Source organism: Helicobacter bilis (assembly GCF_001999985.1).
GTDB lineage: Bacteria > Campylobacterota > Campylobacteria > Campylobacterales > Helicobacteraceae > Helicobacter_A > Helicobacter_A rappini.
Genome location: NZ_CP019645.1, coordinates 1,770,642 through 1,796,030, shown reverse-complemented (window position 1 = coordinate 1,796,030; position 25,389 = coordinate 1,770,642). Strand labels below are relative to the sequence as shown.

Below are 25,389 nucleotides of genomic sequence, written 5' to 3'. Positions count from 1 at the left end.
TGCGTTAAGTTGCGATACAAAGTTACATTCTTAATAGAATCTTATAAAAATATCACAGGATTTTTGTGCTATCATTTTATAGAAACTAAACACATTAAAAAGCAAAAAAAATGACAATTATTAATGATTTTACAATTAGAGAAGATGCCTTTTTTATAGCAGATTCACACTTTAAAGAAAATGATGTGAATCTTTTAGAATATTTTGATAATTTTCCCCCGCAACGACAGATTATTTTAATGGGTGATATATTTCATTTTCTTATCGGCAGTGTTCATAGTAGTTGCGTTGCAAATAGGGGGCTTATAGAAAAGATTGCCAAGCTAACTTTTAGCAATGAGATTATAATAATAGAGGGAAATCATGATTTTGGATTAGATTCTGTATGGAGGGGTTATGATTATAATGCTAAGAATCTAAGGATTTATGCCTATTGCATGCAGCCGCTTATCATAAAAGGCAGCAATGAGACAATATATATATTAGCCCATGGTGATTTATGGATTAATAAAAATTATGATTCTTATCGTAAGTTTATTGCTAAACCTTATGTCTTATTTATTTTTCGGTTACTTGATACACTAAGTTGTGGTATAATTTACAAAGCAATTGCAGCTCGTATAAATCAAAAACTGATTGCAGAATTTTCATTTTTTCGCACTGATTTTCTACATTTTATGTCTGAAAGGATTGTAAAATATAAATCTCATGTTATTCAGAAACTAATTAATGATGGATTTGCCACAGGTATTACAAAGTTTTGTATTATAGAGGGACATTATCATTTAGGACAACATGTAAAGGAAGAAAATGTTTTTTATAACGCATTGCAATCGTGTTATTTTCACAAAGATTATCTTAGTTTTAAACAGGGCAGCTTGTTTATAGAGGTGGCGTATGGAACAGAAAAAAGCATATCAGACAAAAATATCCTCCAATGAAATAGAATTGGTAGATTTTAGAATCAATGAACAAACTAATGGCGAAGTATATGAGGGTATCTATGGTATAAATGTCGCAAAAGTCCAAGAGATTATACAAATGCCAGAAACTTTTGAATTACCAGCTAGTCCAGATTATGTCATCGGTGTATTTGATCTTAGAGGTATTATTATACCCCTTGTAGATTTAGCAACATGGCTTAATATTAAGGATAGGGAAGCAGATTTGCCCTTGCATAAAAAACGAGTGATTATCACTGAATTTAATAATTTAAAGATAGGTTTTTTGGTGCATGAAGCAAAGCTTATTAGACGTATAGGCTGGGATAATGTCCAAGCAGCACAATTTAGCTCAAATAGCCATAATTTAGAACGCGGTAAAATCACAGGCACAACACGCATAGAAGATGGCAAAACACTTTTAATCCTTGATTTAGAGGGCATTGTTGATGATCTCGATTTTTATAGTGATAAACAAGATAAAAAAGAGTTGCAAGAAGTAACTAAGAAGTTTAGCGGACATGTATTAATCGTAGATGATAGCACTATTGCTCGCTCTTTATTGAAAAAGAATCTCAAAAAAATGGGCTTTACCGTGATTGAAGCACATGATGGCGAAATGGCATTGCAAACGCTAAATGACTTGTATGTGGAAAAAAATGGAAATCTCACTTCATTTATACGCTTTATTATCTCTGATATTGAAATGCCTAAAATGGATGGCTTCCATTTCGCAGAAATCATTAAAAGCGATGAAAGATTCCAATCTATACCATTTATATTTAACTCGTCCATTTGTGATAAATTTAGTGAGCAAAAAGGGCGAGATATTGGTGCGGATGCCTATTTAGTAAAGTTTGATGCACAGACTTTTTATGATGAAATTATAAAAATTTTGGAATAAACCAAAAATATTTTTTTTTATGTTATAATTGGCAGTTATGAAAAAGCATGGATAATGCAATACATAATTTATAGTTATTTAGAGGTGTTAAATGAATGATGATATGCAAGAGATAATGGAGGACTTTCTGATTGAAGCCTTTGAGATGGTCGAGCAACTTGACCAAGATTTGGTTGAATTAGAAAATAACCCTGAAGATTTAGATTTATTAAACAGGATTTTTAGGGTAGCACACACTATAAAAGGTTCAAGTTCATTCTTAAATTTTGATGTTTTAACACATTTAACACACAATATGGAAGATGTGCTTAACAAAGCTCGTAGGGGTGAGCTTAAAATCACACCTGATGTGATGGATGTGATTCTAGAATCTATTGACTTAATGAAAGCTCTTTTAAGCGTTATCCGTGATAATGGGACTGATGCAAATAGTGGTATTGATGTAAGTGATTGCGTAAAGCGTTTGCAAGCTATCTCAAAAGGTGAAGCGATCGATGAAGCAACCGCAGAATCTCCAGCTACAGAGGCAGCACCTACACAAGAAGCACAACAGGCTAATACAGAATCTAGTAGCACAGAGAGTGCAGAATCTGCGTCAGCAGATTCTGAAGAAGAGCCAGATTATGCTAATATGTCGCCAGAAGAAGTAGAAGCAGAAATAGCAAGATTGCTTGCAAAAAGACAAGAAGAAGATAAGAAGAGAAGGCAAGAGAAAAAGCAAGAAGAAGCACAAGCAAAAGCCACAGAACAAAAGGCAACGCCTGCTGCAGCCCCAGCCGCAAAGGCAGCACCTAAAGCGGAAGCAGGTGGGCAAAAAGCACCTTCTGTTGCAGTAGAACCAACCGTGCGTGTAGATGTAAAAAGACTTGATCACCTTATGAATCTTATTGGGGAATTAGTTTTAGGTAAAAACAGACTCATTAGAATCTATGGTGATGTTGAAGAGCGATATGATGGGGAGAAATTCCTTGAAGAGTTGAATCAAGTCGTAAGCTCAATTAGCACTGTAACGACAGATTTACAACTTGCGGTTATGAAAACAAGAATGCTTCCTGTTGGTAAGGTGTTTAGTAAATTCCCAAGAATGGTGCGAGATCTAAGCAGGGAGCTTGGCAAAAACATTGATCTAATCATTAGTGGTGAAGAAACAGAACTTGATAAATCCATTGTAGAAGAGATTGGCGATCCTCTTATCCATATTATTAGAAACTCATGCGACCATGGTATCGAAGTGCCAGATGTGCGAAAAGCAAATGGTAAAAGTGAAGTTGGTAAAGTCGAGCTTAAGGCTTATAATGAAGGAAATCATATCGTCATTGAGATTAAAGATGATGGTAAGGGGCTTGATGCTGAAATGCTGAAAAAGAAAGCTATTGAAAAAGGGCTTATTAATGAACGAGATGCTGAAAACATGAGTGAAAAGGAAGCGTTTGGCATCATTTTTAGACCGGGCTTTTCTACCGCGGCAAGCATTACGAATGTAAGCGGTCGTGGCGTGGGCATGGATGTTGTGAAAACAAATGTTGAAAAGCTTAATGGTATCATAGAAATAGATTCTGAACTTGGCGTAGGCACGACACAGAAGTTAAAGATTCCATTAACACTAGCTATTATGCAAGCCTTGCTTGTTGGAGTGCAAGAAGAATGCTATGCTATACCACTTAGCTCGGTATTAGAAACCGTGCGTGTATCACAAGAAGAGATTTACACAGTTGATGGTAAAAGCGTATTGAGACTAAGAGATGAGGTATTAAGCCTTGTGCGATTAGCAGATATTTTCAAGGTAGATTCTGTTTTAGAAAGTCTTAATGAAGTCTATGTTGTTATCATCGGTTTAGCGGAGCAAAAAATCGGTGTAATTGTGGATTATCTCATCGGGCAAGAAGAGGTTGTTATTAAAAGTTTGGGCTACTATCTCAAAGGCACAGAGGGTATTGCTGGAGCGACTGTTAGGGGAGATGGTAAGATTACCTTAATCGCTGATGTTGCCGCAATGATGGATATGGCAAAAGATGTTAAGGTAAACGTGAATAATCTTATCTCTCAAAACACTGCGGCAAAAGCTAAAAACTCACCAAGCGATTACATTGTATTGGCAATCGATGATAGCACAACAGATAGAACGATTATGAAAAAATGCTTGAAACCTTTAGGTGTTACAGTGCTTGAAGCAAGCAATGGACTAGAGGGACTTGAGATTGTAAAAAGTGGCGATCATGACCTTGATGCTGTGCTTGTTGATATTGAAATGCCTAGAATGGATGGCTACACTTTTGCAAGTGAAGTAAGAAAATACAATCGCTTTAAAAACTTGCCACTCATCGCAGTAACGAGCAGGACAAGCAAAACGGATAGAATGCGTGGTGTAGAATCTGGTATGACAGAATATATTACAAAGCCATATACGCCTGAATATTTGTTGAATGTCGTAAAACGAAATATTAACTTGCAAGTAGATGGAGAATAAGAATGGATAATAACGCATTAAAAGATGTATTTGCAAAACAGCAAAAGCAAAATGTGGGAGAAGAGTTGCATAGTGATTCTGAACATATCGTGCAATTAATTGGTTTTGTGGTGGGAACTGAAGAGTTTGCAGTGCCTATTTTAAATGTTAAAGAGATTATAAAACCTATTGATTTCACTCGTGTGCCGGGTACTCCAAATTATGTAATGGGTGTATTTAACCTGCGTGGAAATGTATATCCACTCATTAATCTTAGAATGAAGTTTGGTATCCCACAAACAAAACAGGATAAAGATACACGCTATTTAGTTGTGAATCATAATGATGAAATCGCTGGTTTTGTTATCGATAAATTGACAGAAGCCATAAGGATTGATGAGAATCAAATCGATCCTATACCCGATACTTTCAATGAGCAAGAAAACTTATTATATGGCATTGCAAAGCAAGGTGATAGATTAACTACAATATTACGCGTTGATAATCTTTTGAAAAGAAATTTCTAAGATTCAAAAAATATTTGTTTCTTAATGAAATAAAGAATGGTATATGCACTCTCGTTCTTTATTTGATCAAAAAGATGACATACCATTCATTTTAGGATATTAATAGATAGGTCTAGAGGCTTCATTTGGGGTGTTAGCTCAGTTGGGAGAGCGCAACGCTGGCAGCGTTGAGGTCAGGGGTTCGAACCCCCTACACTCCACCAAAACCAAAAAAATGGCAATATGTTGTCGTAGTACTTTTATATATTGGAGAGTGCGTGAATGCAAGTATGCTTGTAAGGTATATCCTGCAAAGAATAATCACATCAAATCACCACCAATCTTTCCCTCACTATCAAGTCGCTCAATAGCATTCGAACAATAAAGATTACATAGACTGATTGCATTTTCTCTTTTGCATATTTCAATGAGATTGTAAGAAATCACACTCTTTGATAGCACAAAAGTAGGCAAAAAATACCCCTACGCATACTTACACAACAGGAATCTAAGATCCCTACCGTTTTTCTCGATACGGAAAACACCGCGCCTAGATAAACTATGCTTGGCTTTTAATACCAACACAGCAACCCTAATATTATAGCCCTACCTTTAAAAAACTAAGCTTCCATTCTATTCTTACTGTGTTCATGCTGGCACGGATACCTTTTAAGGTATCACAAAAATTATTAACACTTTATAGTTTAGCGAATTCATGTATTTTTTAAAATTTAAATTTACCTTAATTGGATATAAACATTGTATTTAGTGTCTATTTGACGCATTGTGCAACAAGGCTAAAGGGATATAACTAGAGGTTTTTTAGGTATAAATAATATATGCTACCAACATATAAATCGCAAAAGAAATGTTAGTCTAACAGGATTGTCATTACAAGCAATCAATAAAACAATACCAAAACTTATAGAAATAAAAATATTCTCATTTCGATCTTTGCAAACACAAATTTAGTACTTGCCAGAGCAAAAGCCACAAGATTCTATATTATTTGAAAAAAAGGGAGGGGGCAAGATAATGTCAAAACCATAATAGATGACATTATCAAGGTTATATTGAGAGAACTATAAAAATTTTACAACACTATTTTAATAAGTTTCAAAAATCTTTGCAATAGCATCTGTTTTATTTGTTTTTGTCAAAGCAAGCATGAGTAAAATTCGTGCTTTTTGTGGATTTAGATCATGTGCACCGATAAATCCTAGCTTAGAATCATCACTATTTGCAAGGACAATGCCAGAGCCAACTCTTGAGCTTTGCACGACTACTAAGCCCTGCTGCATAAGACTTTTTAGCACTTCTTTTTGATATTTATGGATACTACCAGCACCAGTTCCAGCTACAACTATGCCCTTTGTGCCAGCTTTAAATAAAGCCTTAGCAGCAACACCAGAGCCATCATTTGCATAAGAATATAATATATCAACTTTTGGCAAAGATTCTATTCTATCTATATTAAAGATGCTTTTTCTTGTGTGTGGTTGCAATGGAGCATAGTTAAAAAATACATTACCATCAAGGATATAGCCCATATCGCCACTATTTGGGGACTTAAAAGTCTCAACATTTAGGGCATGTGTTTTTGTAGCACCTCTTGCACTCTGAATCCTATCATTCATAGCAATCATAACGCCTTTATTTCGTGCCTTTGGACTTGCAGCAAGGGCTACTGCATTATAGAGATTCTTAGGACCATCAGCACTCATAGCTGTGCTTGGTCGCATAGCACCTACTAGCACGACAGGCTTATCACTCTTAATTATTAAATGCAAGAAAAACGCAGTTTCTTCCATTGTATCTGTGCCATGTGTGATAACGATACCATCTACATCAGGGCTTGCTAAAAGGCTATTTACGCGTTTTCCAAGAGTGAGCCATATCTCATCAGTCATATCCGCACTATCGATATTTGCGATTTGCTCTCCTTTAATGTTAGCAAGATTCTTAATCTCTGGCACAGCATTAATCAATACATCAACACCCACAACACCCGCAGTATAACCAGTCGTTTTGATATTAGAATCAATCGATCCCGCAATAGTCCCGCCAGTCGCTAGGATAACAACATTTGGCTTTTTTGAGACTTGTGCCGTCTCAATCGATAATGCTTGTAACATCACTGCACTTCCTATCATCAGCAAAAAAGCATAGAAAAACTTCTTCATACAACACCCTTTAAAGTAAATTTGGAGTAAATCCATGCAGAATTATATCAAAATTTATAACTTTTAGCACGATAAAATCTATTGCCTTTTTGCAAGTTTCTTCAATAACTCATGCGTATCAAGGACTATTGTAAGCATTTGTGTATTTGCGATCTTTGTATCTGTAAAGTGGAATATAAAGCTAAAACGAGTAGAGCTATAAGCATTTTTATACTCCCAATACATCTCCATTCTATCATAGAATCTTGCTTGATAAAAGGGTAATCCCCAATATAAAGATTCCCCATACTCGCTAAAATACTTCATCTGCCCCTGTCCATAATACAGGCTATTCTCCACACCAAAGCCCTTGTATTGTGCTTTTAGCATGAAGTCTAATCCAAGAGAGTTGGAAAAAGGATCAAGCCCATTAGAATGCCGCCTTTTACGCTCCACAGACCCAAGCACACCAAGACTAAGATAGATAGAATCCATATAGGGCATAAATCTCTTTTGTAAGTCAAAGCCAACAAAGGCATTATAATACAGCCTATCAAGCAGCCATACATCTTTTATCGTATTTAAAGGATTGAGTAACTCATCATTTTTTGTATGATAAAGCAGGAATGAAGCCCCAAGAAAGATATTATCATGCCACAAATTCTGCTGCAAGAAGCCTTGTGCTAAAAACTCATCAATTCGTTTTTGCAGATTCCCACCATACCAGTCAAATATAAATTCTGCTTTTAAGCCCTTATTTTGATATTGCAGACCAAAGCCATTTGTCATGGGATTTTGCAGTAAAAAGTCCTTACGATAGTAGAGATTAGGATATACGCCAATCCAATGCTTTCGCGGAAAGATTCCAAAATAGCCGCTAAAATTTTTATAATGCGTATCATAATATAAACTCAAACCTACATTTTGTGGAAATTGCGGGATTTTCTCGCCCATATTCATAATGTAGTATCCGCCGACACGAAGATTCTGCCCATAAAAATGTAGTCCTATTTCAGGAAATATACTTGCTTGAAGCAGCGTGCGTGTATCCCAATATGGAAAGGAATCTTCTAAATTATCCGCAAAAAATGTAAAGTCAAAACCATATATGAAATGTAAGTCGCTAGGGAGTTTATTAGAATCTTTTTGTTGTGTTGTGCTTTGCGTATGTGTAGTGTTAGATTTTTTAGTTTCTAATTGTTGGTTTATAGAATCTTTTAGGAATGTTGGGGGGGGGGGGGGTTAAAGATTCTGCATTATTTGCAATTTTTGTATTGTTTAGAGTTATGTCATTGGAATCTGTATCGCTAGATTCTATAAAAACATACTCTTTTATCTGTTTTGCAGACACTAAGTTGATCGTAGTTAATACACATGAAAATATAAATAATAATTTATACATTATGTTGTCCCATTTAAATATTAAAATCTTTTTATCTCTAAGCTTCAAAGATACTAAAAGCTTGAGATTATACCCTACTTTTTATGCTTTATTGCTATTAGATTAGAATCTAAATTTAGTCTTTATTGAAAGTAAATATCTAAAATTTTCAATAAAGCATTTATAACAAGTTGCTCATAACACCTACACATTTTCATACAAACTAAATAAAGTTTATATACATAAACTCATATTTTATGCTATAATAACACTAAAAGTTTTACGAGGTATATATGGCAAAAAGTTTATATCAAACATTAAATATTAGTGAAAATGCAAGTGCTGATGAGATCAAAAAGGCATACAGAAAGCTTGCAAGACAATATCACCCCGATGTGAATAAGTCCGCAGAAGCTGAAGAAAAGTTTAAAGAGATAAATGGTGCGTATGAGATTCTAAGCGATCCGCAAAAAAAGGCTGAATACGATCAATATGGCGACAGCATGTTTAATGGGCAAAATTTCAGTGATTTTAGTCGCTCTTATCAAAGTGCTGATTTAAATGATATTTTAAAGAATATTTTTGGTGCGCGTGGCAGGGGTTTTAATGGTAGTAATTCAGGGTTTAGCTCATTTAACTTTGGTTTTGATAATGGTATGGGTGATGGCATTGACTTAGACATTGAAGCAAGGGCGAGTATATCGCTTAAAAGCGCGTTGTTGGGCGATACTTTGCGTTTGCACTTAAATGGGTCTAGCTTTGAGTTAAAGATACCAGAGGGCATTACAAGCGGTTCAAAACTTCGTGCAAAAGGTAAAGGTAAAAAGCTTGGCAATATGGTGGGCGATGCGATCATCACCATTGAGATAGCACCAGAAGAAGGGTATAGCATTGATGGTTATAATCTCACTCAAGTTGTAGAAGTGCCACTCAAAGCAATGCTTTTTGGAGATAAGGCAAGCATTAAAACAGCAAGGGAAGAAATGATTATTAAGATTCCAGCAAATACGCAAAATGGTAAGAAAATGCGGATTAAAAACAAAGGTTTTAAAGATAGAAAGACGGGGCAATATGGGGATTTAATCCTGCAAGTCTATGCGAAATTGCCAGATTCTAATACGCTAAGCGATGAGTTAAAAGAGTTGTTACAAAAAGAACTATAAGGAAAGGAATAGCATGGATGCAAGTTATGATGAACCGGTTTTTTTGATTAGCGTAGTAGCAAAGATACTTGATATTCACCCGCAGACTTTGCGGCAATATGAGAAAGAAGGGCTTATTGAGCCTTCACGCACTGATGGGAAAATGCGACTTTATTCACAGCGAGATATGGATAAGATTAAGACGATTTTAAAGCTTACTAGAGATTTGGGTGTGAATCTTGCTGGTGTGGATATTATCCTGCGATTAAAAGAGAGAATGGATGAGCTTGATAGCTTAAATGATGATTTGCGAAATAATTTGCATAAACAGCAAAGCACAAAGAGTGTATCAGGCGATTTAACGATTATAAAAAGCTCTTATGAGCTTGTTTTGCATTCAAAAAAGTAATGAATAGATTCTAATAAAAAGGACATATATGAAAACTTTATTTGGGAAAATTTTTGGCACTCGTAATGATAAGATTCTAAAAGGCTACAAAAATCGTGTGCGTAAGATAAACGCATTAGAAGCAGAGTTAGAATCCTTAAGCGATGAAGCTTTACAGCAGAGATTTCAAGCGATAAAAGATGAAGTTACACATAAGCTTGGTAGCTTAGATAATAGTGATTTTTCTATTCAAGTGGTAAATTCTCTCTTAGATTCTAAACTTGAAGAAGTCTTTTCTCTCACAAGGGAAGCAAGCAAGAGAATCCTTAATATGCGGCATTTTGATGTGCAGCTTATCGGCGGTATGGCTTTGCATGAGGGAAAGATTGCAGAGATGAAAACAGGGGAAGGGAAAACACTTGTAGCAACGCTTCCTGTTATCTTAAATGCCTTATCTGGTAAAAGCGTGCATGTTGTAACCGTGAATGACTATCTAGCAAATAGAGATGCAGCGACTATGCAACCACTTTATAACTTTTTTGGCTTTAGTGTGGGCGTTATTACAAATGCGATACAAAGTGATGAAGAGCGTTTAAAAATCTATTCAAGCGATATAGTCTATGGCACAAATAATGAATATGGATTTGATTACTTGCGAGATAATATGAAGTATAATCTAGATCAAAAAGTGCAAAAACGCCACTTTTTTGCTATCGTTGATGAAGTAGATTCTATCCTTATTGATGAAGCCAGAACACCGCTTATAATCTCTGGTCCCATTAATCGTAAAATGGAGAATTATCAATTAGCAGATTCTGTTGCAAAGAAAATGCAGAAGGTTACTGACTTTAGCGTTGATGAAAAAAATCGTGTGATTCTAACCACAGAAGATGGAATCAAAAAAGCAGAATCTCTTTTTAATGTAGAAAATCTCTATGCGATTGAAAATGCCTCTTTATCACACCACCTAGACCAAGCCCTAAAAGCAAATTATCTATTTGTAAAAGATAAAGACTATGTAGTCCAAAATGGCGAAGTCGTCATTGTAGATGAATTTACAGGCAGACTAAGTGAGGGCAGAAGATTTAGCGAAGGGCTGCATCAAGCCCTAGAAGCAAAAGAGGGCGTAGCTATTAAAGAAGAAAGTCAAACACTAGCAGATATTACATTCCAAAACTACTTTAGACTCTATGATAAATTAGGCGGCATGACAGGGACAGCCCAGACTGAAGCAACAGAGTTTTTAGAGATATATAAACTTGAAGTTGTATCAATACCGACTAACTTACCGATACAGAGAAAAGATTTAAATGACTTAATCTATAAAAGTGAGCAAGAAAAATTCCAAGCAGTGCTAGATAAAATCACAGAGTTATATAAAAAAGGGCAGCCAGTGCTTGTTGGCACAGCAAGTATTGAAAAAAGCGAAGTTTTGCATGAATGGCTAAAAAAAGCGAGAATCCCGCATAATGTATTAAACGCAAAACAGCATGAAAAAGAAGCAGAAATCATTAAAAACGCAGGGCTAAAAGGTGCAGTAACCATTGCTACAAATATGGCAGGTAGAGGCGTGGATATTAAAATCGATGATGAGATACGAGATCTAGGCGGACTTTATATCATCGGCACAGAGCGACATGAAAGCAGAAGAATTGATAATCAGCTAAGGGGTCGTGCAGGCAGACAGGGCGATCCGGGCGTTAGTCAATTTTATCTAAGCCTTGAAGATTCCCTGCTTAGAATCTTTGGAAGCGATAAGTTGAAAGGCGTTATGGGTAAGCTTGGTATGAAAGATGGCGAAAGCATAGAATCTAGCATGATTACAAAATCTATTGAAAAAGCACAAAAAAAGGTAGAATCTCTTCATTTTGAATCAAGAAAGCACCTACTTGAATATGATGATGTAAGTAATGAACAAAGAAAAGTCATATATAGATTCAGAAATGAGCTATTACAAAAAGATTTTAATATGGCAGAACGAATAAAAGAAAACCGCGAAACAAGCGTGCATAACCTTTTAGAAAGAGGACAAATATTGCCACATGATGTGCCAGAAAACTATGATATTGCGGGACTTTTAGCCGTATTGAAAGAAGAATATTTGCTTGAATTGAGTGAATCTTTAGAAGCAAAAAGTTATCATGAAATACAAGAGATTCTCATATCCGCCTTGCAAAATGAATATGACAAAAAGTTTGCAAATACAACACCAGAAATGCGTAATGAGCTTGAAAGAATCATTTATTTGCAAGTGGTAGATAATGCGTGGCGAGAGCATTTATACTCAATAGATCATTTAAAAACAGGCATTAGCCTTCGTGGATATAATCAAAAAGACCCGCTTGTAGAGTATAAAAAAGAGAGTTATAATCTCTTTTTAGAGCTTGTAGAAAATATCAAAATTGAAGCCTATCGCACATTACAAATCATTCAATTTAACACGCAAGATGTGCAGCAAGAAGAAGAAAAGATTCTATCAAACCTAGAGCATGAAAATGAGAATCTTGTGCTAAATCATAGCGGATTAGAAGAAGAGATAAGGGATAAAAAACCAGCAAGAAATGAAATATGCCCTTGTGGTAGTGGTAAAAAATATAAACACTGCCATGGTAAAAGCGGACCAAAACGAGGCGCCCTTGCAAAGCAAAGAGAAGACATCAATGCTTAGTTAAGCATTTGCTATAAGTAATTTTAGATTCTAAAAGTTTATTTTGGAATCTATACATATACTATATACACCACAAAAATCACAGAATATTTTTTACACTTAACCCATAAAATGAAGTATTATAGCTTTAAATGAGGCTATATGATTGTGGCAATGAATGAAAATTTAGAGATTTTAGTTCTGCTAAACATTCTCACTTCACTTTAACAAATCTTAATATAACTATGTCATAATCAGTGATTTATTTTATTTTAGCTTTAATTTTAACTACACATAAGGATACACAATGCAAAATATACGAAATATCGCTGTGATAGCACACGTAGATCACGGCAAAACTACACTAGTAGATGGGCTTTTAAGTCAGTCTGGGACATTTGGTGAGAGAGAGCAGGTTGATGAAAGGGTAATGGATTCTAACGATTTGGAGCGAGAAAGAGGCATTACAATCCTTTCAAAAAATACAGCCATAAACTACAAAGGCACAAAGATAAATATCATTGACACGCCCGGACACGCTGATTTTGGCGGGGAAGTGGAGCGAGTGCTAAAAATGGTAGATGGCGTTTTATTGCTTGTAGATGCACAAGAAGGCGTTATGCCTCAAACGAAATTTGTCGTCAAAAAAGCCCTTAGCTTTGGAATCCGCCCCATTGTAGTGGTGAATAAGATTGATAAACCTGCCGCAGAGCCTGATCGCGTGGTAGATGAAGTGTTTGATTTATTTGTATCAATGGACGCCACAGATTCTCAGCTTGACTTTCCCGTGATTTATGCTGCTGCGCGCGATGGCTATGCGATTAAGGATTTAAATGATCCTAAAAAGAATCTTGAGCCATTGTTTGAAGCGATTTTAGAGTATGTGCCGCTGCCTAGCGGAAGTAGTGATAATCCGCTGCAAATGCAAGTTTTCACACTTGATTATGATAACTATGTAGGCAAAATTGGCATTGCGCGGGTGTTTAATGGACGCGTGAAAAAGGGTGAGAATGTAATGCTTGCAAAAAGCGATGGCGAGAAAGAGACAGGGCGTATCAGCAAACTCATCGGCTTTATGGGACTAGCAAGGACAGAGATAGAATCTGCTGAAGCGGGGGATATTGTAGCTATTGCTGGATTTAACGCCGTTGATGTGGGAGATTCTATTGTATGTCCTAATAATCCTATGCCACTTGATCCTATGCACTTAGAAGAGCCTACAATGAGCGTGTATTTTGCGGTAAATGATAGTCCTTTGGCGGGATTAGAGGGCAAGCACGTAACGGCAAATAAAATCAAAGATAGACTATTAAAAGAAATGCAAACAAACATTGCTATGCGATGTGAAGAGATGGGCGAAGGGAAATTTAAGGTAAGCGGTAGAGGGGAGTTGCAAATTACCATTTTAGCGGAGAATCTAAGGCGTGAAGGCTTTGAGTTTAGTATCTCACGACCTGAAGTGATTGTCAAAGAAGAAAATGGCGTGAAAACTGAGCCTTTTGAGCATTTAGTCATTGACACACCACAGGATTTTAGCGGGGCGATTATTGAAAAGCTTGGCAAGAGAAAGGCGGAAATGAAAGCTATGAATCCTATGAGTGATGGCTACACAAGGCTAGAGTTTGAGATTCCAGCAAGGGGGCTTATAGGCTATCGCAGTGAATTTTTGACAGATACAAAGGGTGAAGGTGTAATGAATCATAGCTTTTTGGAGTTTAGGGCATTTAGCGGTGGGGTGGAATCGCGTAAAAATGGTGCGTTAATCTCTATGGAAAATGGCGAGGCGACTGGATTCTCACTCTTTAATATACAAGAGCGGGGTGTGCTATTTGTAGCCCCACAAACCAAAGTGTATATCGGTATGGTAATAGGTGAGCATAGTCGCGATAATGATTTAGATGTTAATCCCATTAAGGCAAAGCATTTGACAAATATGCGTGCAAGTGGGAGTGATGATGCCATTAAGCTTGTGCCACCGCGAGAACTGACTTTGGAGCGAGCATTAGAGTGGATAGAAGATGATGAGATTTTAGAGGTAACACCGCAAAATATTAGGATTAGAAAAAAGATTCTAGAGCCAAATATGCGTAAAAGAGCGAAGGCAAAGTAGGGTTTTGTGTGTTGTTTAAATTTACATAAGGGGTGAGTGATGAATAAGTTTTTAGAATCTATATATTTCCGCCATTCGTGCAAACTTTTTGATGAGAATAAAAAGATTCCAAAAGAAGTGTTTGATGAGATTTTAGAAGTGGACAGATTATCGCCAAGTTCCTTTGGGCTAGAGCCTACAAGGCTACTTGTGTTGCGTAGCGATGAGGCAAAAGCGGCTTTGCGTCCATTATGCTGGAATCAGCCTCAAATCACAACAGCAAGTGAAGTTGTAATATTTAAAAGTTTGCAAAATGACTTAGTCCCGCCAAGTGAATACACAAAGCAAAACACCTTTAGGCGTAAGCCAGACTTAGGTGCGTATCAGGCATTTTGTGATTGTTTAGGTGGATATTTAAAAGAGCGGGGTCTAGATTCTGGCGAGTCGCTTTATCATTGGAGTAGCAAACAGGCTTATATTATGGCAACCTATATGGTAGCCTATGCGAGTTTCTTAGAGATTGATACTTGCTATATTGAGGGCTATGAAAAAAGGGAGGTGGAGAAACTCTACGGGCTTGATCCATTTAAAGAGCAAGTAAGCCTTATTGTGTGCTTTGGCTATCGTGGCAAGGAACAACAGCCTAGATATAGAATCTCGCTTGATGACTTGGTGGAATATAAATAAAGTTAAATCTGACTTATAAAAACATAAAGATTTAAAGGCTTGTTATCCACAAGAATAGTACCTTAATATTTTATAATAATTGAACTTAAAGCTAGTTTCTATAAATCTTAGTGAGTGGGTAACTACACTGCAAAAACATATTAGCGATACTGACTTGATAGTGCCAGTTATTGGTGTGTTTAGTGCTAGGAAAAGATCACTTTTAAACTCATTTTTAGGAAAAAGATACCTTATAAGTGAGGGCATAACCCCAGAGACAGCCCTAGCTACAGAGTTGCACTATAATACGAGCGAATACATTGAGGCGGTAAGGGAAAATGGCAGTGTAGAGAAATTTAGCGTAAATGTTACTGAGATTCCAAAGGATAGGGCAAAGTGAGGGCAGATTCTGTAATTAATGATTTAATACACAGTTCCATTATCTGCAGAATTAAAAGATTCTATGGTGGATATTGCTAATGACATTACAAGCCGAATAGATTCTACTCTCAGCAGCATCAATACTAAGACAGGCAATACGACACAAAAATCAATAATTTATGTCGGTGGGACAGAACTGCCAAGAGGAGCAAAAAGCGTCCTAAAAATCTTAATAAAACATGGTGATTTGTAGGGGTCTATTGGCGGAGCATTAAGGCTTGCTCTGTCCGTGCTTAATCCTATCGCGGGAATCTTTGTGTTATTACTCCCTAACTTAATTATGGGTATTCTTGGCAGTAGTAAAAACCAGACGAACAAGATGAAATGCGACAAATTAAAAATGCAGTCATTTCACAAGTTATACCAGAGAGTAAAAGTGAGTTAGACAAGCAAATACCAGAAATCTTTAATAATTAAGTAGAAGAGATGACAAAAAGAAACAAGTGCTAACTATAAAAACAGAATCGCACAAAAGAAACAAGCGGTAGAATTAGCACAAAAAGAGATGGAATCTCAAAGCGCAAATATTGAATCTATGGTAGCTACATACAGGGAAGCAATAGATTCTACACAAAAAGAAGTTAAAAGATTATTCTAAGTTAGGGGGCTAATATGGAATTTTTGCAAAAGATAGCCGATAGACTAGCAACACAGGCAAATAGCTTATTGGCAAATCACGATTTAACAAGCGCTAAGATTCTAAAAAACATTCCACAAAATCCCATAAAGACCGATATTATAGAATCTACTTTTATAATTGCTATGACTATAGCATAGCAGGGAGTTTGTTTTGAGAGCATTTCTTATCACACGCTGTATTTATTTTTTTAAAAGGTTTTGTTTAGTCCTTTCTGTTGGCTTTATGCTGTGTTATAATTTGTATGCGTTTGATAGGCTAACTGAAGAAGAGTGGCATTATACATATAATTTTTGTATGCAAAATAATGCGAATGCATGTGATTATCTTATCGATAATGGCTTAGTTGGTCCGCAAGAATGCCTTGATAAACAATGTGAGATTGTAGGCATGATATACACACTTGCAGGCAGACACGATGAAGCACTAGCCTATTTTGAAAAGCTATGTGAGAGTGGGAATGTAGCAAGTTGTGGTAATGTCGGCGATATTTATTATTTCCATTTACATGATTATTTTCGGGCAAGAGACTTTTATGAGCGTTCATGTAAGCAAAAAAATAGCGCAAGTTGCTATGGTTTAGGCATTATGTATGGTAATGGAGAGGGTGTGCGACAAAGCTTTGATAAGGAAGATAACTTTTATAAACAAGCATGTAATGGTAAGGAGCCGCTTGGCTGTTATAATTTGGGCGTAATGTATCAGCAAAAAACAGATATGAAAAATCATCTAAGCATTGCAAAAGAGTTTTATGGCAAGGCATGTGATTATGGCTATCAAAGCGGCTGTGATAAATACAGAGAGTTTAATGAAATAGGAATTAAATAGTCTTATTATAAGAGAAGCATTTTGAGACAATATGTAAAAAAATATATCGATAAAAGCACGATTATTTATGGTGTAGTGGGGATTATTAATACCATTGTTGGCTATGGTATTATGTTTGGCTTAACCTTTATGGGTGTTGTGCCAGAGATTGCAAATGCACTAGGCTATGGAATCGCCTTTATAGTCTCATATTTGCTTAATAAGCGATTTACTTTTCAATCAAAGCATACGCATAGAAGAGATTTTACACGCTTTGTGATAGCAAGTTGCTTTGCTTATATGACGAATTTATTGACACTTATTATATGTTATAGAATCTTATCTTGGAATGAATATATAGCACTCATAATTGCAAGTATAGTGTATGTCATTGTTGGTTATTTGTTGCATAAATTTTGGACTTTTCGCTAAGATTATAATAAATACATAATAGATTCTATGCTTTTATGAGCAAGTGTAGGTCATTTTAATGTATTTTGATATGGAATGAGATTTCATATCAAAATGCTAAAATAAAACTAAATTTAATCACACTTAAGGAAAAAATATGCGAGTTGATTTACATAATCACACCACTTACTGCAATCATGCAAATGGCAGTATGGAATCTTATATGCAAAAAGCAAGTAGCCTTGGTATAGATATTTTTGGATTTTCATGCCATGCCCCGATGAGATTTGATGAGAAATATCGCATGAGTTTTGCGGATTTACCAAACTATCTTGCACAGATTCCAAAAACTTATGAATCTATGGAAGTTTTGTGCGCGTTAGAAGTGGATTATATACTTGGTAGGGAAGATTTACTAGATAAAGCTGTGCTAGATTCTGATGTGGATTATTTGATAGGTTCGGTGCATTTCTTAGATGATTGGGGCTTTGATAATCCGGAATTTATAGGTAAATGGCAAAAAATGGGCGTATTTGCCACTTGGGATAAATATCTCTCATCTTTGCAAGGCATGGCAAAAACGGGATATTTTCAAATAGCAGGACATTTTGATTTACCAAAGCTATTTGGTGATGTTATGCCGCAGAATCTCTATGCAAAAATGAAAGAAACACTACATATTATGAAAGATATGGATATGGTGCTAGAGATAAATGCAGCAGGTTTGAGAAAAGATATAAAAGAGCAATATCCCTCAAGAGAGATTCTAAAAAAAGCAAAGGAAATAGGACTTGATATAACGATGGGAAGCGATGCACACGATACTTGTCAAGTAGGCTTTGGTTATGAAGAATGTTTAAAGATTTTAAAAGATATTGGCTTTAACAAACTTGCAATTTTTCGTAAAAAACAGAAGTTTTTGGTTGATTTAGATTAATAAAAAATATCACTTGAAGTCTGCTATAATTCACTAAAAACAAGGCTATATAATGGAGAAAATTTCACTATTAAATAACGAACAAACAGAACGCATAATCGCTGGTGATAAGAAGACAATAGATTCTCAAAATGAAAATACCCTGCGACCTATATCATGGGAAAACTATATAGGACAGGACAAGATTAAGAAAAATTTGCAGGTATTTATTGAAGCAAGTAAGAAGCGTAATGAATGTTTAGACCATATTCTATTCTTTGGACCGCCAGGGCTTGGCAAAACTACGATTAGCCACATTATCGCACATGAAATGGGGGCAAATATTAAAGTCAGTGCAGCCCCCATGATAGAAAAAGCGGGGGATTTAGCAGCGATTATGACAAATCTTAGTCATGGCGATATTTTATTTATCGATGAGATTCACAGGCTAAGCCCTGCTATTGAAGAGATTTTATATCCAGCTATGGAAGATTTTCGCCTTGATATTATCATAGGGCAAGGGGCAGCCGCTCAAACTATAAAGATTGATTTAGCCCCATTTACTTTAATCGGTGCGACAACAAGGGCTGGTATGCTATCAAACCCCTTGCGAGATAGGTTTGGAATCAGTGCGAAACTAGAATTTTACAATGAAGATGAGTTAGCCTTAATCATCACAAAAGCAAGCCTTAAACTAAACACAAAGATTAATGAAATGAGTGCAAAAGAGATTGCAAAACGATCGCGTGGCACACCGCGTATTGCCCTGCGACTACTAAAAAGGGTAAGGGACTTTGCTGAAGTGCAGGATAAAAATATGATTGATGAAGTCATCGCAAAACACGCATTAAATGAGCTAGGCGTAAATGAGCTAGGCTTTGATGAGATGGATTTGGGCTATTTGAAGATTCTATCACAGGCAAATGGCAGACCTATTGGCTTAAATACAATTGCAGCAGCAATGAGTGAAGATGAGGGGACAATAGAAGATGTGATTGAGCCATATTTACTTGCAAATGGCTATATTGAACGCACCGCAAAAGGCAGAATCGCCACGCCTAAAACCTATACACTTTTTCCACATTATGCCAAAAACGATGGTTTAAGTTTATTTTAATAATTAGGAAAGTTGCTTTTATACACATATTAAAATAAGTATGGTGAATCTTAATTGCAATTTATATTAAAATACAACAAGTTTCACAGCTTTATCTTAATAAAAAAGCGGCGATTCTATAATAAAAGTGTTTCTTAGAATCTGCCGATTTTAAATTTGGCTTATTATATTAAAAAGGTAAAGTATGAAATCAGTTATTCTTTACACAGATGGTTCAAGTTTAGGGAATCCGGGGGCTAGTGGGTATTGTGCCCTGCTTGAGTATAAAGCCCCAAATGGTAGAGTTTTTCACACGCAAGTAAGTGGTGGTGAGGCATATAGCACAAATGGACGCATGGAGCTTAAGGCGGTTGTAGAGGGATTAAAAATGCTTACTGAACCTTGCCGTGTAGTCATTGTAAGCGACTCCAAGTATGTATGTGATTCTATCGAGCAGTATCTTCCAAATTGGCAAAAAAAAGGTTTTAAAGATGTAAAACACACGGATTTATGGGGAGAATATATACATGTAGGAGCAAAGCACACTATAACAACACAATGGGTTAAGGCACATAATGGACATCCACAAAATGAACACTGCGATAAAGTCGCAAGAGAAAATGCAAATCTCTATGCAGAGTAGAATCTTATTTCGTGCTGTAAAATCTCATAGAAAGCTTGAGTGCATTAAAAATATATTCCTTTAACATACATGAATTTTAATATTTGACTCCCTATGTTATGTTTAAAGTAATTAAGATTTTATATCATTTAAAATCAAAATAAGGCATAAACACACAATGAAAAAAAATCTCATAGCGAAAAAACATACAGAATCCATAGATTCAAAAACAGAATTTCGCACAAAAATAAAAGCAAAAATGCAAAAGAGATTCTGCATTTATGATAAGCTTTGTGCGAAAAATATATACACACACATAACAAGCTACAAAAAGCCAAAAACCTATAAGATAAAACGCAATAATAAACTTTTCTATATACAATCAAAAGCAAAAGAATGCAATGTCTTGCTCTACATTCCACTATCTACTGAAGTAAATATTACGCATATTTTGGCAAAATTAAAACAGGATAAAAAATATCAGGTATTTGTCCCAAAACTTGAAAAAACAAGCTTTAACATGGTAAAATATCGTTTTCCTTTGGTAAAAACCCATTGGCGACTTTATGAACCAAAAACTTGCAAGATTTATAAAAATATATTAATAGACATTGCTATTGTGCCAGTGCTTGGCGTTGATAAAAATATGAAAAGAATAGGATTTGGAAAAGGTATGTATGATAGATTTTATGAAACTTTAAAGGTGCGACCTTATAGTATTTTTGTGAGTAGATTGCGGCATATTTCTAGTAAGTCATTGTGTGAATGGCATGATATACAAGCAGATATATATGTGAGTGCGTATAAATGACTTCTATTGTTTTACTTTCATGCGGGGCGACCGCTATTTGTGTTGCATTTCTCACTTTCTTTGTTGCAAGGAAGTTTTCCTATGCCAAAATGCTTTTGTGTATTGAGCAAAATAATGCAAAAATTAAGGCATTAGAAACCGAAATAGAGCAGTTACTGCACAATAAACATGTAAAAATGCAAGAAGAAGAGGAACAATTCAATAAAAAACTTGCAAAGCGTAAGAATGAGCTTGAAAAAATAATACAAGAACATGAAGAAAGCAATAAGATAATAAATCATGCAAAACAGGAAGTATTAAGGCAAAAAGAGGAACAAGCAAAAATATTAGAGCGATGTCAAGAAGAAAAAATAAAGCTTTCATCTCTTTTGCAAGATTACACTGCTCTAACAAAAGAGGAAGGAAAAAAGATTCTATTAAAAAATCTAGAAGATGAGCTGATACAAGAGAGGGCTAGTCTTATCCGCCGCTATGAGACAGAGGCAAAGGCCGAAGCAAAACGCAAGGCAAACTATATTATCGCACAAGCGACTACGCGATTTGCCGGAGAGTTTGTCAGCGATAGATTGGTGAATAATGTGCGGTTAGTAAATGATGAGATGAAAGGCAAAATCATTGGCAAAGAGGGGCGAAACATTAAAGCCTTTGAGATGGTTTGCGGTGTGAATCTTATCATTGATGATACGCCTAATGAGATTTCACTTAGCTCATTTAGCCTTTATAGAAGGGCTTTAGCGACAAGGACACTTGAAATTCTCATGCAAGATGGCAGGATACACCCAAGTCGCATTGAAGAAGTGTATGAAAAAGTAAAGGCACAAGCAGAAGAGCAACTCTATCAAGAAGGCGATGAGATTCTATTGGAACTTGGTATAGGCTATGTGGAATCTGAGCTTAAAAAACTCATAGGAAAACTAAAATATCGTGCAAGTTTTGGGCAAAATGCTTTGCAGCATTCACTAGAAGTGGCACGACTAGCAGGGATTATAGCAGGTGAGTTAGGTGGCAATGTAAAACTTGCAAGAAGAGCGGGACTCCTGCATGATATTGGCAAAGCACTCACAGATGAACAAGGTGGTAGCCATGTGGATTTGGGTGCTGATATATGTTTAAGATATAATGAAGATTCTGTTGTAATTAATGCCATATACGCACATCACGGACACGAAGAGTCTAAAAGCATTGAATGCAGTGCAGTCTGCACGGCAGATGCATTAAGTGCGGCAAGACCGGGTGCTAGAAATGAAGCAAATGAGAGTTATATCAATCGTGTGAGAGATTTAGAAAAAATTGCTATGGAGAAATTTGGCGTAAAACAAGCCTATGCGGTATATGCAGGTAGAGAAATACGAGTAATTGTAAGAGCTGATTTAGTAAATGATATAGAGAGTGTTGTATTATCTAGAGAAATTGCAAATGAAATCAAACAGCAATTACAATATCCGGGCGAAATAAAGGTTAATGTAATACGAGAAATGCGCGCTGTGGCGTATGCATGAGAATCTTATACGCTAAGTAGCATATAAGATTCTAAGATTGTTTAGATTTGCGAAGTTTATTGATTGCTTTTTATCACATAAAATTCACTTCAATAATATTAAATATTTTCTTATTTGCGTCTGTATAATGCAGCATTGTTTTTACATAAAATCACATTTTTGTAAAAATAGCCCTTAAAACAATGCAGATTTATATGCTATTTGCCTAGATAATATAGTGTGATAATAGTTTTACACAAAGGATTTAATATGCTAACACTACGCAAAGCAAATGAACGGGGGCATTTTAATCACGGCTGGCTTGATACTTATCATAGCTTTTCTTTTGCAGGATATTATGATGAAAGGTTTATGGGTTTTAGCGCATTGCGTGTGATTAATGAAGACAGAGTAGAGCCGAGCAAGGGCTTTGGGACGCATTCGCATAAGGATATGGAGATTTTAACCTATGTGCTAAGTGGGACAATCGCGCATAAAGATAGTATGGGCAATGAAGAGCGTGTCCCAAGTGGGGAGTTTCAAATAATGAGTGCGGGCAGTGGCATTACGCATTCAGAATTTAATCTTTTAGACGAGCCGTTGCATTTTTATCAAATTTGGATTCAGCCAAATGAGCTAGGCATTAAGCCAAGATATGAGCAAAAAGCCTTTGACACAAGCAAGGGCAAAACACTTATTTTGTCCCCAAACGCTGAGCAAGATTCTCTAAAAGTGTATCAAGATATGCGATTATGGCTGTATAGGGATATTACCAACGAGACTTTTAGCTTTGAAAGTGGTCGCAAGGCGTATATCCAAGTGGTGCGTGGCAAACTAGAGATAGAATCTAGCCAAACCAAGCCCTTTATCATAGAAACAAGTGATGGTGTGATGTGCTGCTCTGAATCTAGCTTTATTCTCAAAGGCTTAGATTCTAATAATGAAGTGTTGATTTTTGATCTGCCTTAAACACAATTAGTCCGTAACATATAGTTGCATGCCAACACAAACTCGTGATAAAATGCAATATAAACATTTTGTTGCTATGAAATGGCATTAATACAAGATTGGAATCTTTTATGCAAGTATTGTTGGTATGTTTGAATTATATGCAAACAAGGATATATGATCTCAAAGCATGAAATATGGTCTATGATAGATTATTGCTTGTTGCATTTTGACTTTAAATGATAAATAAACTAAACAACATATAATATTAATACCTAATATAAAGCCATTATCACCCAAATCTTCCCGCAATATAATCTTGTGTCTTTTTATCCTTTGGTTTTGAAAAGATCTTTTCAGTATCATCAAACTCTATCACTTCACCAAGTAAAAAGAAAGCAGTTTTATCAGATATACGCATAGCTTGTTGCATATTGTGCGTAACGATAATAATCGTATATTCTTTTTTGAGTTTATTAATGAGTTCTTCTATCTTTAGTGTTGATATGGGATCAAGTGCGCTTGTAGGTTCGTCCATTAGGATTACTTCAGGATTTACGGCTAATGTCCTTGCGATACATAGTCTTTGTTGCTGTCCGCCACTAAGGCTTAGGGCAGATTGCTTTAATCTATCTTTAAGATCTCCCCATAAGCCAACATCTTTTAAGCATTCTTCTACGATAGAATCAAGCTTATCCTTATGCTTTATCCCATGTGTTTTTGGACCAAACACCATATTATCATAAATACTCATAGGAAATGGGTTTGGTTTTTGAAAGACCATGCCAACCTTTTTACGCAATATATTTACATCATATTTTTTATAGATATTAACTTCATCTAATAGAATCTTGCCTTTAATTTTACAGCCTTCTACTAAGTCATTCATACGATTAAGGCTTTTTAGAAAAGTGGATTTACCACAACCACTAGGACCGATAAAGGCGGTTACTTTACCTTTTAGAATCTGCATATTAATATTCTTTAACGCATGAAAATCATTATAGTAAAGATTCATATCCTTAATACTAAAACATACTTTTTTATCCATTTTATGCCTTTGTGAGAGTTTTTGCTATGTAGTTTGATAAAAGATTGATGATTAGCACAATCACAATGAGAATCATTGCCGTGCTATATGCCTCATTGATATGATGCCCTTCATTTGATATAAGATACATGTGCATACTAAGAGTCCTACCAGAATCAAATAGTCCAGAAACTTGAGCAAATCCGCCAAAAGTATAAAGCAATGCGGCACTTTCACCTACAATCTTACCAATGCTAAGGATTATTCCTGCTAAGATTCCGGGTGTAGCAGCAGGTAGAATAATCGCAAAAATAGTTCTAAGCTTACCTGCCCCAAGTGCAAAACTTGCCTCTCTATACATTAAAGGCACAGACTTTAATGCCTCTTGTGCGCTACGCAAAATTACAGGTAAAATCATAATAGTAATGGTAAGGCTACCTGCTAAAAAGCTAAACTTTAATTGAAAAAATACGACAAATGCAAGGAAGCCAAAAAGCCCATATACGATTGATGGGATACCTACAAGCGTTTCAGCTGCGGTTGTAATGACAGCGATGAGTTTATTTTTACTACTACTATATTCTGTGAGAAAAATCGCCCCAAAGATTCCAAAAGGCATGGCAATAGCAAGGGAGAAAAGTATCATATTAATGGTATTTATAATAGCTGGCATCATAGAGACATTTTCGCTATTATATTCCCACTCAAAAAGGCTTGGTGTGAGATAAACAACACCTTTTATAAAAATAAAGCCAATTAAAATGCAAAATATCGCAAGTGTGCTAAAAATGGATAGTCGCATACACCAAAATAATAGACTAGATAGCCCATCTCTTCTCATCTTTATCCCTTATTAATACTTAGAAAATTTGCTTGAAAGTGTAAAAAATGTATGTAAAATCGCAAAACTAGATTGTAAA

General features: G+C 35.8%; 26 protein-coding genes and 1 tRNA gene. 21 read left to right on the top strand and 6 right to left on the bottom strand.

Translation table 11 applies throughout. From position 1 onward, the window contains the following. Positions 1–110: 110 nt before the first annotated feature. The 5 genes from XJ32_RS08220 to XJ32_RS08200 all read left to right on the top strand — a co-directional run bounded on the left by XJ32_RS08220 (position 111) and on the right by XJ32_RS08200 (position 5,021). Positions 111–941: a metallophosphoesterase gene (locus tag XJ32_RS08220; RefSeq protein WP_077388979.1), complete on the top strand. Its 831-nt coding sequence runs from the start codon at positions 111–113 to the stop codon at positions 939–941. Further along, positions 898–1,845, top strand: coding sequence for a chemotaxis protein CheV (locus tag XJ32_RS08215; protein WP_005218354.1), 948 nt, complete (start codon positions 898–900; stop codon positions 1,843–1,845). Before XJ32_RS08220 ends, XJ32_RS08215 begins: the two co-directional genes overlap by 44 nt. A gap of 91 nt (positions 1,846–1,936) precedes the next feature. Then, a complete protein-coding gene (locus XJ32_RS08210) occupies positions 1,937–4,312 on the top strand; it encodes a hybrid sensor histidine kinase/response regulator (RefSeq protein ID WP_077388978.1) in 2,376 nt (791 codons plus the stop codon). 2 nt (positions 4,313–4,314) lie between these two features. Then, positions 4,315–4,818 (top strand): chemotaxis protein CheW, encoded by a 504-nt coding sequence (locus tag XJ32_RS08205; protein ID WP_005218356.1) that lies wholly within the window; start codon positions 4,315–4,317, stop codon positions 4,816–4,818. Positions 4,819–4,945: 127 nt separating this feature from the next. Further along, positions 4,946–5,021, top strand: a tRNA-Ala gene (locus XJ32_RS08200). A gap of 97 nt (positions 5,022–5,118) precedes the next feature. On the opposite strand, the gene XJ32_RS11965 is transcribed toward XJ32_RS08200, so the two are convergent. The 4 genes from XJ32_RS11965 to XJ32_RS08185 all read right to left on the bottom strand — a co-directional run bounded on the left by XJ32_RS11965 (position 5,119) and on the right by XJ32_RS08185 (position 8,361). Next, positions 5,119–5,271: a hypothetical protein gene (locus tag XJ32_RS11965; RefSeq protein WP_155761492.1), complete on the bottom strand. Its 153-nt coding sequence runs from the start codon at positions 5,269–5,271 to the stop codon at positions 5,119–5,121. A 632-nt stretch (positions 5,272–5,903) separates the two neighbouring features. Continuing rightward, a complete protein-coding gene (locus XJ32_RS08195; RefSeq protein ID WP_077390255.1) occupies positions 5,904–6,932 on the bottom strand; it encodes a type II asparaginase in 1,029 nt (342 codons plus the stop codon). A 126-nt stretch (positions 6,933–7,058) separates the two neighbouring features. Then, positions 7,059–7,919 carry a hypothetical protein gene (locus tag XJ32_RS08190; protein ID WP_077388977.1) on the bottom strand — a complete coding sequence of 287 codons (861 nt, stop codon included), beginning with the start codon at positions 7,917–7,919 and terminating at the stop codon, positions 7,059–7,061. Positions 7,920–8,145: 226 nt separating this feature from the next. Then, positions 8,146–8,361: a hypothetical protein gene (locus XJ32_RS08185; RefSeq protein WP_077388976.1), complete on the bottom strand. Its 216-nt coding sequence runs from the start codon at positions 8,359–8,361 to the stop codon at positions 8,146–8,148. Between the two features lie 272 nt (positions 8,362–8,633). Between XJ32_RS08185 and XJ32_RS08180 the strand changes: the two genes are divergently transcribed. The 16 genes from XJ32_RS08180 (at position 8,634) to XJ32_RS08115 (ending at position 23,460) form a co-directional block, all read left to right on the top strand. Beyond that, a complete protein-coding gene (locus XJ32_RS08180; protein WP_077388975.1) occupies positions 8,634–9,503 on the top strand; it encodes a DnaJ C-terminal domain-containing protein in 870 nt (289 codons plus the stop codon). Between the two features lie 13 nt (positions 9,504–9,516). Beyond that, positions 9,517–9,891, top strand: coding sequence for a heat shock protein transcriptional repressor HspR (locus XJ32_RS08175; protein WP_004087982.1), 375 nt, complete (start codon positions 9,517–9,519; stop codon positions 9,889–9,891). 28 nt (positions 9,892–9,919) lie between these two features. Beyond that, positions 9,920–12,538 (top strand): preprotein translocase subunit SecA, encoded by a 2,619-nt coding sequence (gene secA, locus XJ32_RS08170; RefSeq protein ID WP_077388974.1) that lies wholly within the window; start codon positions 9,920–9,922, stop codon positions 12,536–12,538. A gap of 286 nt (positions 12,539–12,824) precedes the next feature. Next, entirely contained in the window at positions 12,825–14,627 is a 1,803-nt protein-coding gene (gene typA / locus XJ32_RS08165) for a translational GTPase TypA (RefSeq protein WP_077388973.1), read from the top strand. Positions 14,628–14,666: 39 nt separating this feature from the next. Then, positions 14,667–15,293: an NAD(P)H-dependent oxidoreductase gene (locus tag XJ32_RS08160; protein ID WP_077388972.1), complete on the top strand. Its 627-nt coding sequence runs from the start codon at positions 14,667–14,669 to the stop codon at positions 15,291–15,293. A 79-nt stretch (positions 15,294–15,372) separates the two neighbouring features. Continuing rightward, on the top strand, positions 15,373–15,672 hold the full coding sequence (locus XJ32_RS08155) for a P-loop NTPase family protein (RefSeq protein ID WP_077388971.1): 300 nt from the start codon (positions 15,373–15,375) through the stop codon (positions 15,670–15,672). A gap of 63 nt (positions 15,673–15,735) precedes the next feature. Beyond that, positions 15,736–15,906, top strand: coding sequence for a hypothetical protein (locus XJ32_RS11960; RefSeq protein ID WP_155761491.1), 171 nt, complete (start codon positions 15,736–15,738; stop codon positions 15,904–15,906). A 419-nt stretch (positions 15,907–16,325) separates the two neighbouring features. Beyond that, complete coding sequence (locus XJ32_RS11955; RefSeq protein WP_155761490.1) at positions 16,326–16,490, top strand: hypothetical protein; 165 nt, start codon at positions 16,326–16,328, stop codon at positions 16,488–16,490. Positions 16,491–16,503: 13 nt separating this feature from the next. Further along, positions 16,504–17,178, top strand: a complete 675-nt coding sequence (locus tag XJ32_RS08150) for a tetratricopeptide repeat protein (RefSeq protein ID WP_233706074.1) — start codon at positions 16,504–16,506, stop codon at positions 17,176–17,178. 21 nt (positions 17,179–17,199) lie between these two features. Then, complete coding sequence (locus XJ32_RS08145; protein WP_077388970.1) at positions 17,200–17,589, top strand: GtrA family protein; 390 nt, start codon at positions 17,200–17,202, stop codon at positions 17,587–17,589. Between the two features lie 136 nt (positions 17,590–17,725). Continuing rightward, on the top strand, positions 17,726–18,505 hold the full coding sequence (locus XJ32_RS08140) for a histidinol-phosphatase (protein WP_077388969.1): 780 nt from the start codon (positions 17,726–17,728) through the stop codon (positions 18,503–18,505). A 52-nt stretch (positions 18,506–18,557) separates the two neighbouring features. Continuing rightward, complete coding sequence (gene ruvB / locus XJ32_RS08135; protein ID WP_005219098.1) at positions 18,558–19,601, top strand: Holliday junction branch migration DNA helicase RuvB; 1,044 nt, start codon at positions 18,558–18,560, stop codon at positions 19,599–19,601. 184 nt (positions 19,602–19,785) lie between these two features. Then, a complete protein-coding gene (locus XJ32_RS08130; protein WP_077388968.1) occupies positions 19,786–20,223 on the top strand; it encodes a ribonuclease H family protein in 438 nt (145 codons plus the stop codon). Between the two features lie 157 nt (positions 20,224–20,380). Beyond that, entirely contained in the window at positions 20,381–21,013 is a 633-nt protein-coding gene (locus XJ32_RS08125; RefSeq protein ID WP_077388967.1) for a 5-formyltetrahydrofolate cyclo-ligase, read from the top strand. Next, positions 21,010–22,512: a ribonuclease Y gene (rny, locus tag XJ32_RS08120; RefSeq protein ID WP_077388966.1), complete on the top strand. Its 1,503-nt coding sequence runs from the start codon at positions 21,010–21,012 to the stop codon at positions 22,510–22,512. The genes XJ32_RS08125 and rny overlap by 4 nt, the downstream gene beginning before the upstream one ends. A 249-nt stretch (positions 22,513–22,761) precedes the next feature. Next, positions 22,762–23,460, top strand: a complete 699-nt coding sequence (locus XJ32_RS08115; protein ID WP_077388965.1) for a pirin family protein — start codon at positions 22,762–22,764, stop codon at positions 23,458–23,460. Positions 23,461–23,731: 271 nt separating this feature from the next. Here the strand turns inward: XJ32_RS08115 and pstB are convergent, their stop codons facing one another. Together pstB and pstA are read right to left on the bottom strand one after the other, a co-directional pair. After that, positions 23,732–24,490 carry a phosphate ABC transporter ATP-binding protein PstB gene (gene pstB / locus XJ32_RS08110; RefSeq protein WP_004088596.1) on the bottom strand — a complete coding sequence of 253 codons (759 nt, stop codon included), beginning with the start codon at positions 24,488–24,490 and terminating at the stop codon, positions 23,732–23,734. A 1-nt stretch (position 24,491) separates the two neighbouring features. Beyond that, positions 24,492–25,310, bottom strand: coding sequence for a phosphate ABC transporter permease PstA (pstA, locus tag XJ32_RS08105; RefSeq protein WP_004088598.1), 819 nt, complete (start codon positions 25,308–25,310; stop codon positions 24,492–24,494). Positions 25,311–25,389: the final 79 nt, after the last annotated feature.

What these genes read in the sequence shown, in the direction of transcription:
- XJ32_RS08220 (WP_077388979.1), top strand. Translation starts at nt 111, where the DNA reads ATGACAATTATTAATGATTTTACAATTAGAGAAGATGCCTTTTTTATA.
- XJ32_RS08215 (WP_005218354.1), top strand. Translation starts at nt 898, where the DNA reads ATGGAACAGAAAAAAGCATATCAGACAAAAATATCCTCCAATGAAATA.
- XJ32_RS08210 (WP_077388978.1), top strand. Translation starts at nt 1,937, where the DNA reads ATGAATGATGATATGCAAGAGATAATGGAGGACTTTCTGATTGAAGCC.
- XJ32_RS08205 (WP_005218356.1), top strand. Translation starts at nt 4,315, where the DNA reads ATGGATAATAACGCATTAAAAGATGTATTTGCAAAACAGCAAAAGCAA.
- XJ32_RS08195 (WP_077390255.1), bottom strand. Translation starts at nt 6,932, where the DNA reads ATGTTACAAGCATTATCGATTGAGACGGCACAAGTCTCAAAAAAGCCA.
- XJ32_RS08190 (WP_077388977.1), bottom strand. Translation starts at nt 7,919, where the DNA reads ATGAATATGGGCGAGAAAATCCCGCAATTTCCACAAAATGTAGGTTTG.
- XJ32_RS08185 (WP_077388976.1), bottom strand. Translation starts at nt 8,361, where the DNA reads ATGTATAAATTATTATTTATATTTTCATGTGTATTAACTACGATCAAC.
- XJ32_RS08180 (WP_077388975.1), top strand. Translation starts at nt 8,634, where the DNA reads ATGGCAAAAAGTTTATATCAAACATTAAATATTAGTGAAAATGCAAGT.
- XJ32_RS08175 (WP_004087982.1), top strand. Translation starts at nt 9,517, where the DNA reads ATGGATGCAAGTTATGATGAACCGGTTTTTTTGATTAGCGTAGTAGCA.
- secA (WP_077388974.1), top strand. Translation starts at nt 9,920, where the DNA reads ATGAAAACTTTATTTGGGAAAATTTTTGGCACTCGTAATGATAAGATT.
- typA (WP_077388973.1), top strand. Translation starts at nt 12,825, where the DNA reads ATGCAAAATATACGAAATATCGCTGTGATAGCACACGTAGATCACGGC.
- XJ32_RS08160 (WP_077388972.1), top strand. Translation starts at nt 14,667, where the DNA reads ATGAATAAGTTTTTAGAATCTATATATTTCCGCCATTCGTGCAAACTT.
- XJ32_RS11960 (WP_155761491.1), top strand. Translation starts at nt 15,736, where the DNA reads ATGGTGGATATTGCTAATGACATTACAAGCCGAATAGATTCTACTCTC.
- XJ32_RS11955 (WP_155761490.1), top strand. Translation starts at nt 16,326, where the DNA reads ATGGAATTTTTGCAAAAGATAGCCGATAGACTAGCAACACAGGCAAAT.
- XJ32_RS08140 (WP_077388969.1), top strand. Translation starts at nt 17,726, where the DNA reads ATGCGAGTTGATTTACATAATCACACCACTTACTGCAATCATGCAAAT.
- ruvB (WP_005219098.1), top strand. Translation starts at nt 18,558, where the DNA reads ATGGAGAAAATTTCACTATTAAATAACGAACAAACAGAACGCATAATC.
- XJ32_RS08130 (WP_077388968.1), top strand. Translation starts at nt 19,786, where the DNA reads ATGAAATCAGTTATTCTTTACACAGATGGTTCAAGTTTAGGGAATCCG.
- XJ32_RS08125 (WP_077388967.1), top strand. Translation starts at nt 20,381, where the DNA reads ATGAAAAAAAATCTCATAGCGAAAAAACATACAGAATCCATAGATTCA.
- rny (WP_077388966.1), top strand. Translation starts at nt 21,010, where the DNA reads ATGACTTCTATTGTTTTACTTTCATGCGGGGCGACCGCTATTTGTGTT.
- XJ32_RS08115 (WP_077388965.1), top strand. Translation starts at nt 22,762, where the DNA reads ATGCTAACACTACGCAAAGCAAATGAACGGGGGCATTTTAATCACGGC.
- pstB (WP_004088596.1), bottom strand. Translation starts at nt 24,490, where the DNA reads ATGGATAAAAAAGTATGTTTTAGTATTAAGGATATGAATCTTTACTAT.
- pstA (WP_004088598.1), bottom strand. Translation starts at nt 25,310, where the DNA reads ATGAGAAGAGATGGGCTATCTAGTCTATTATTTTGGTGTATGCGACTA.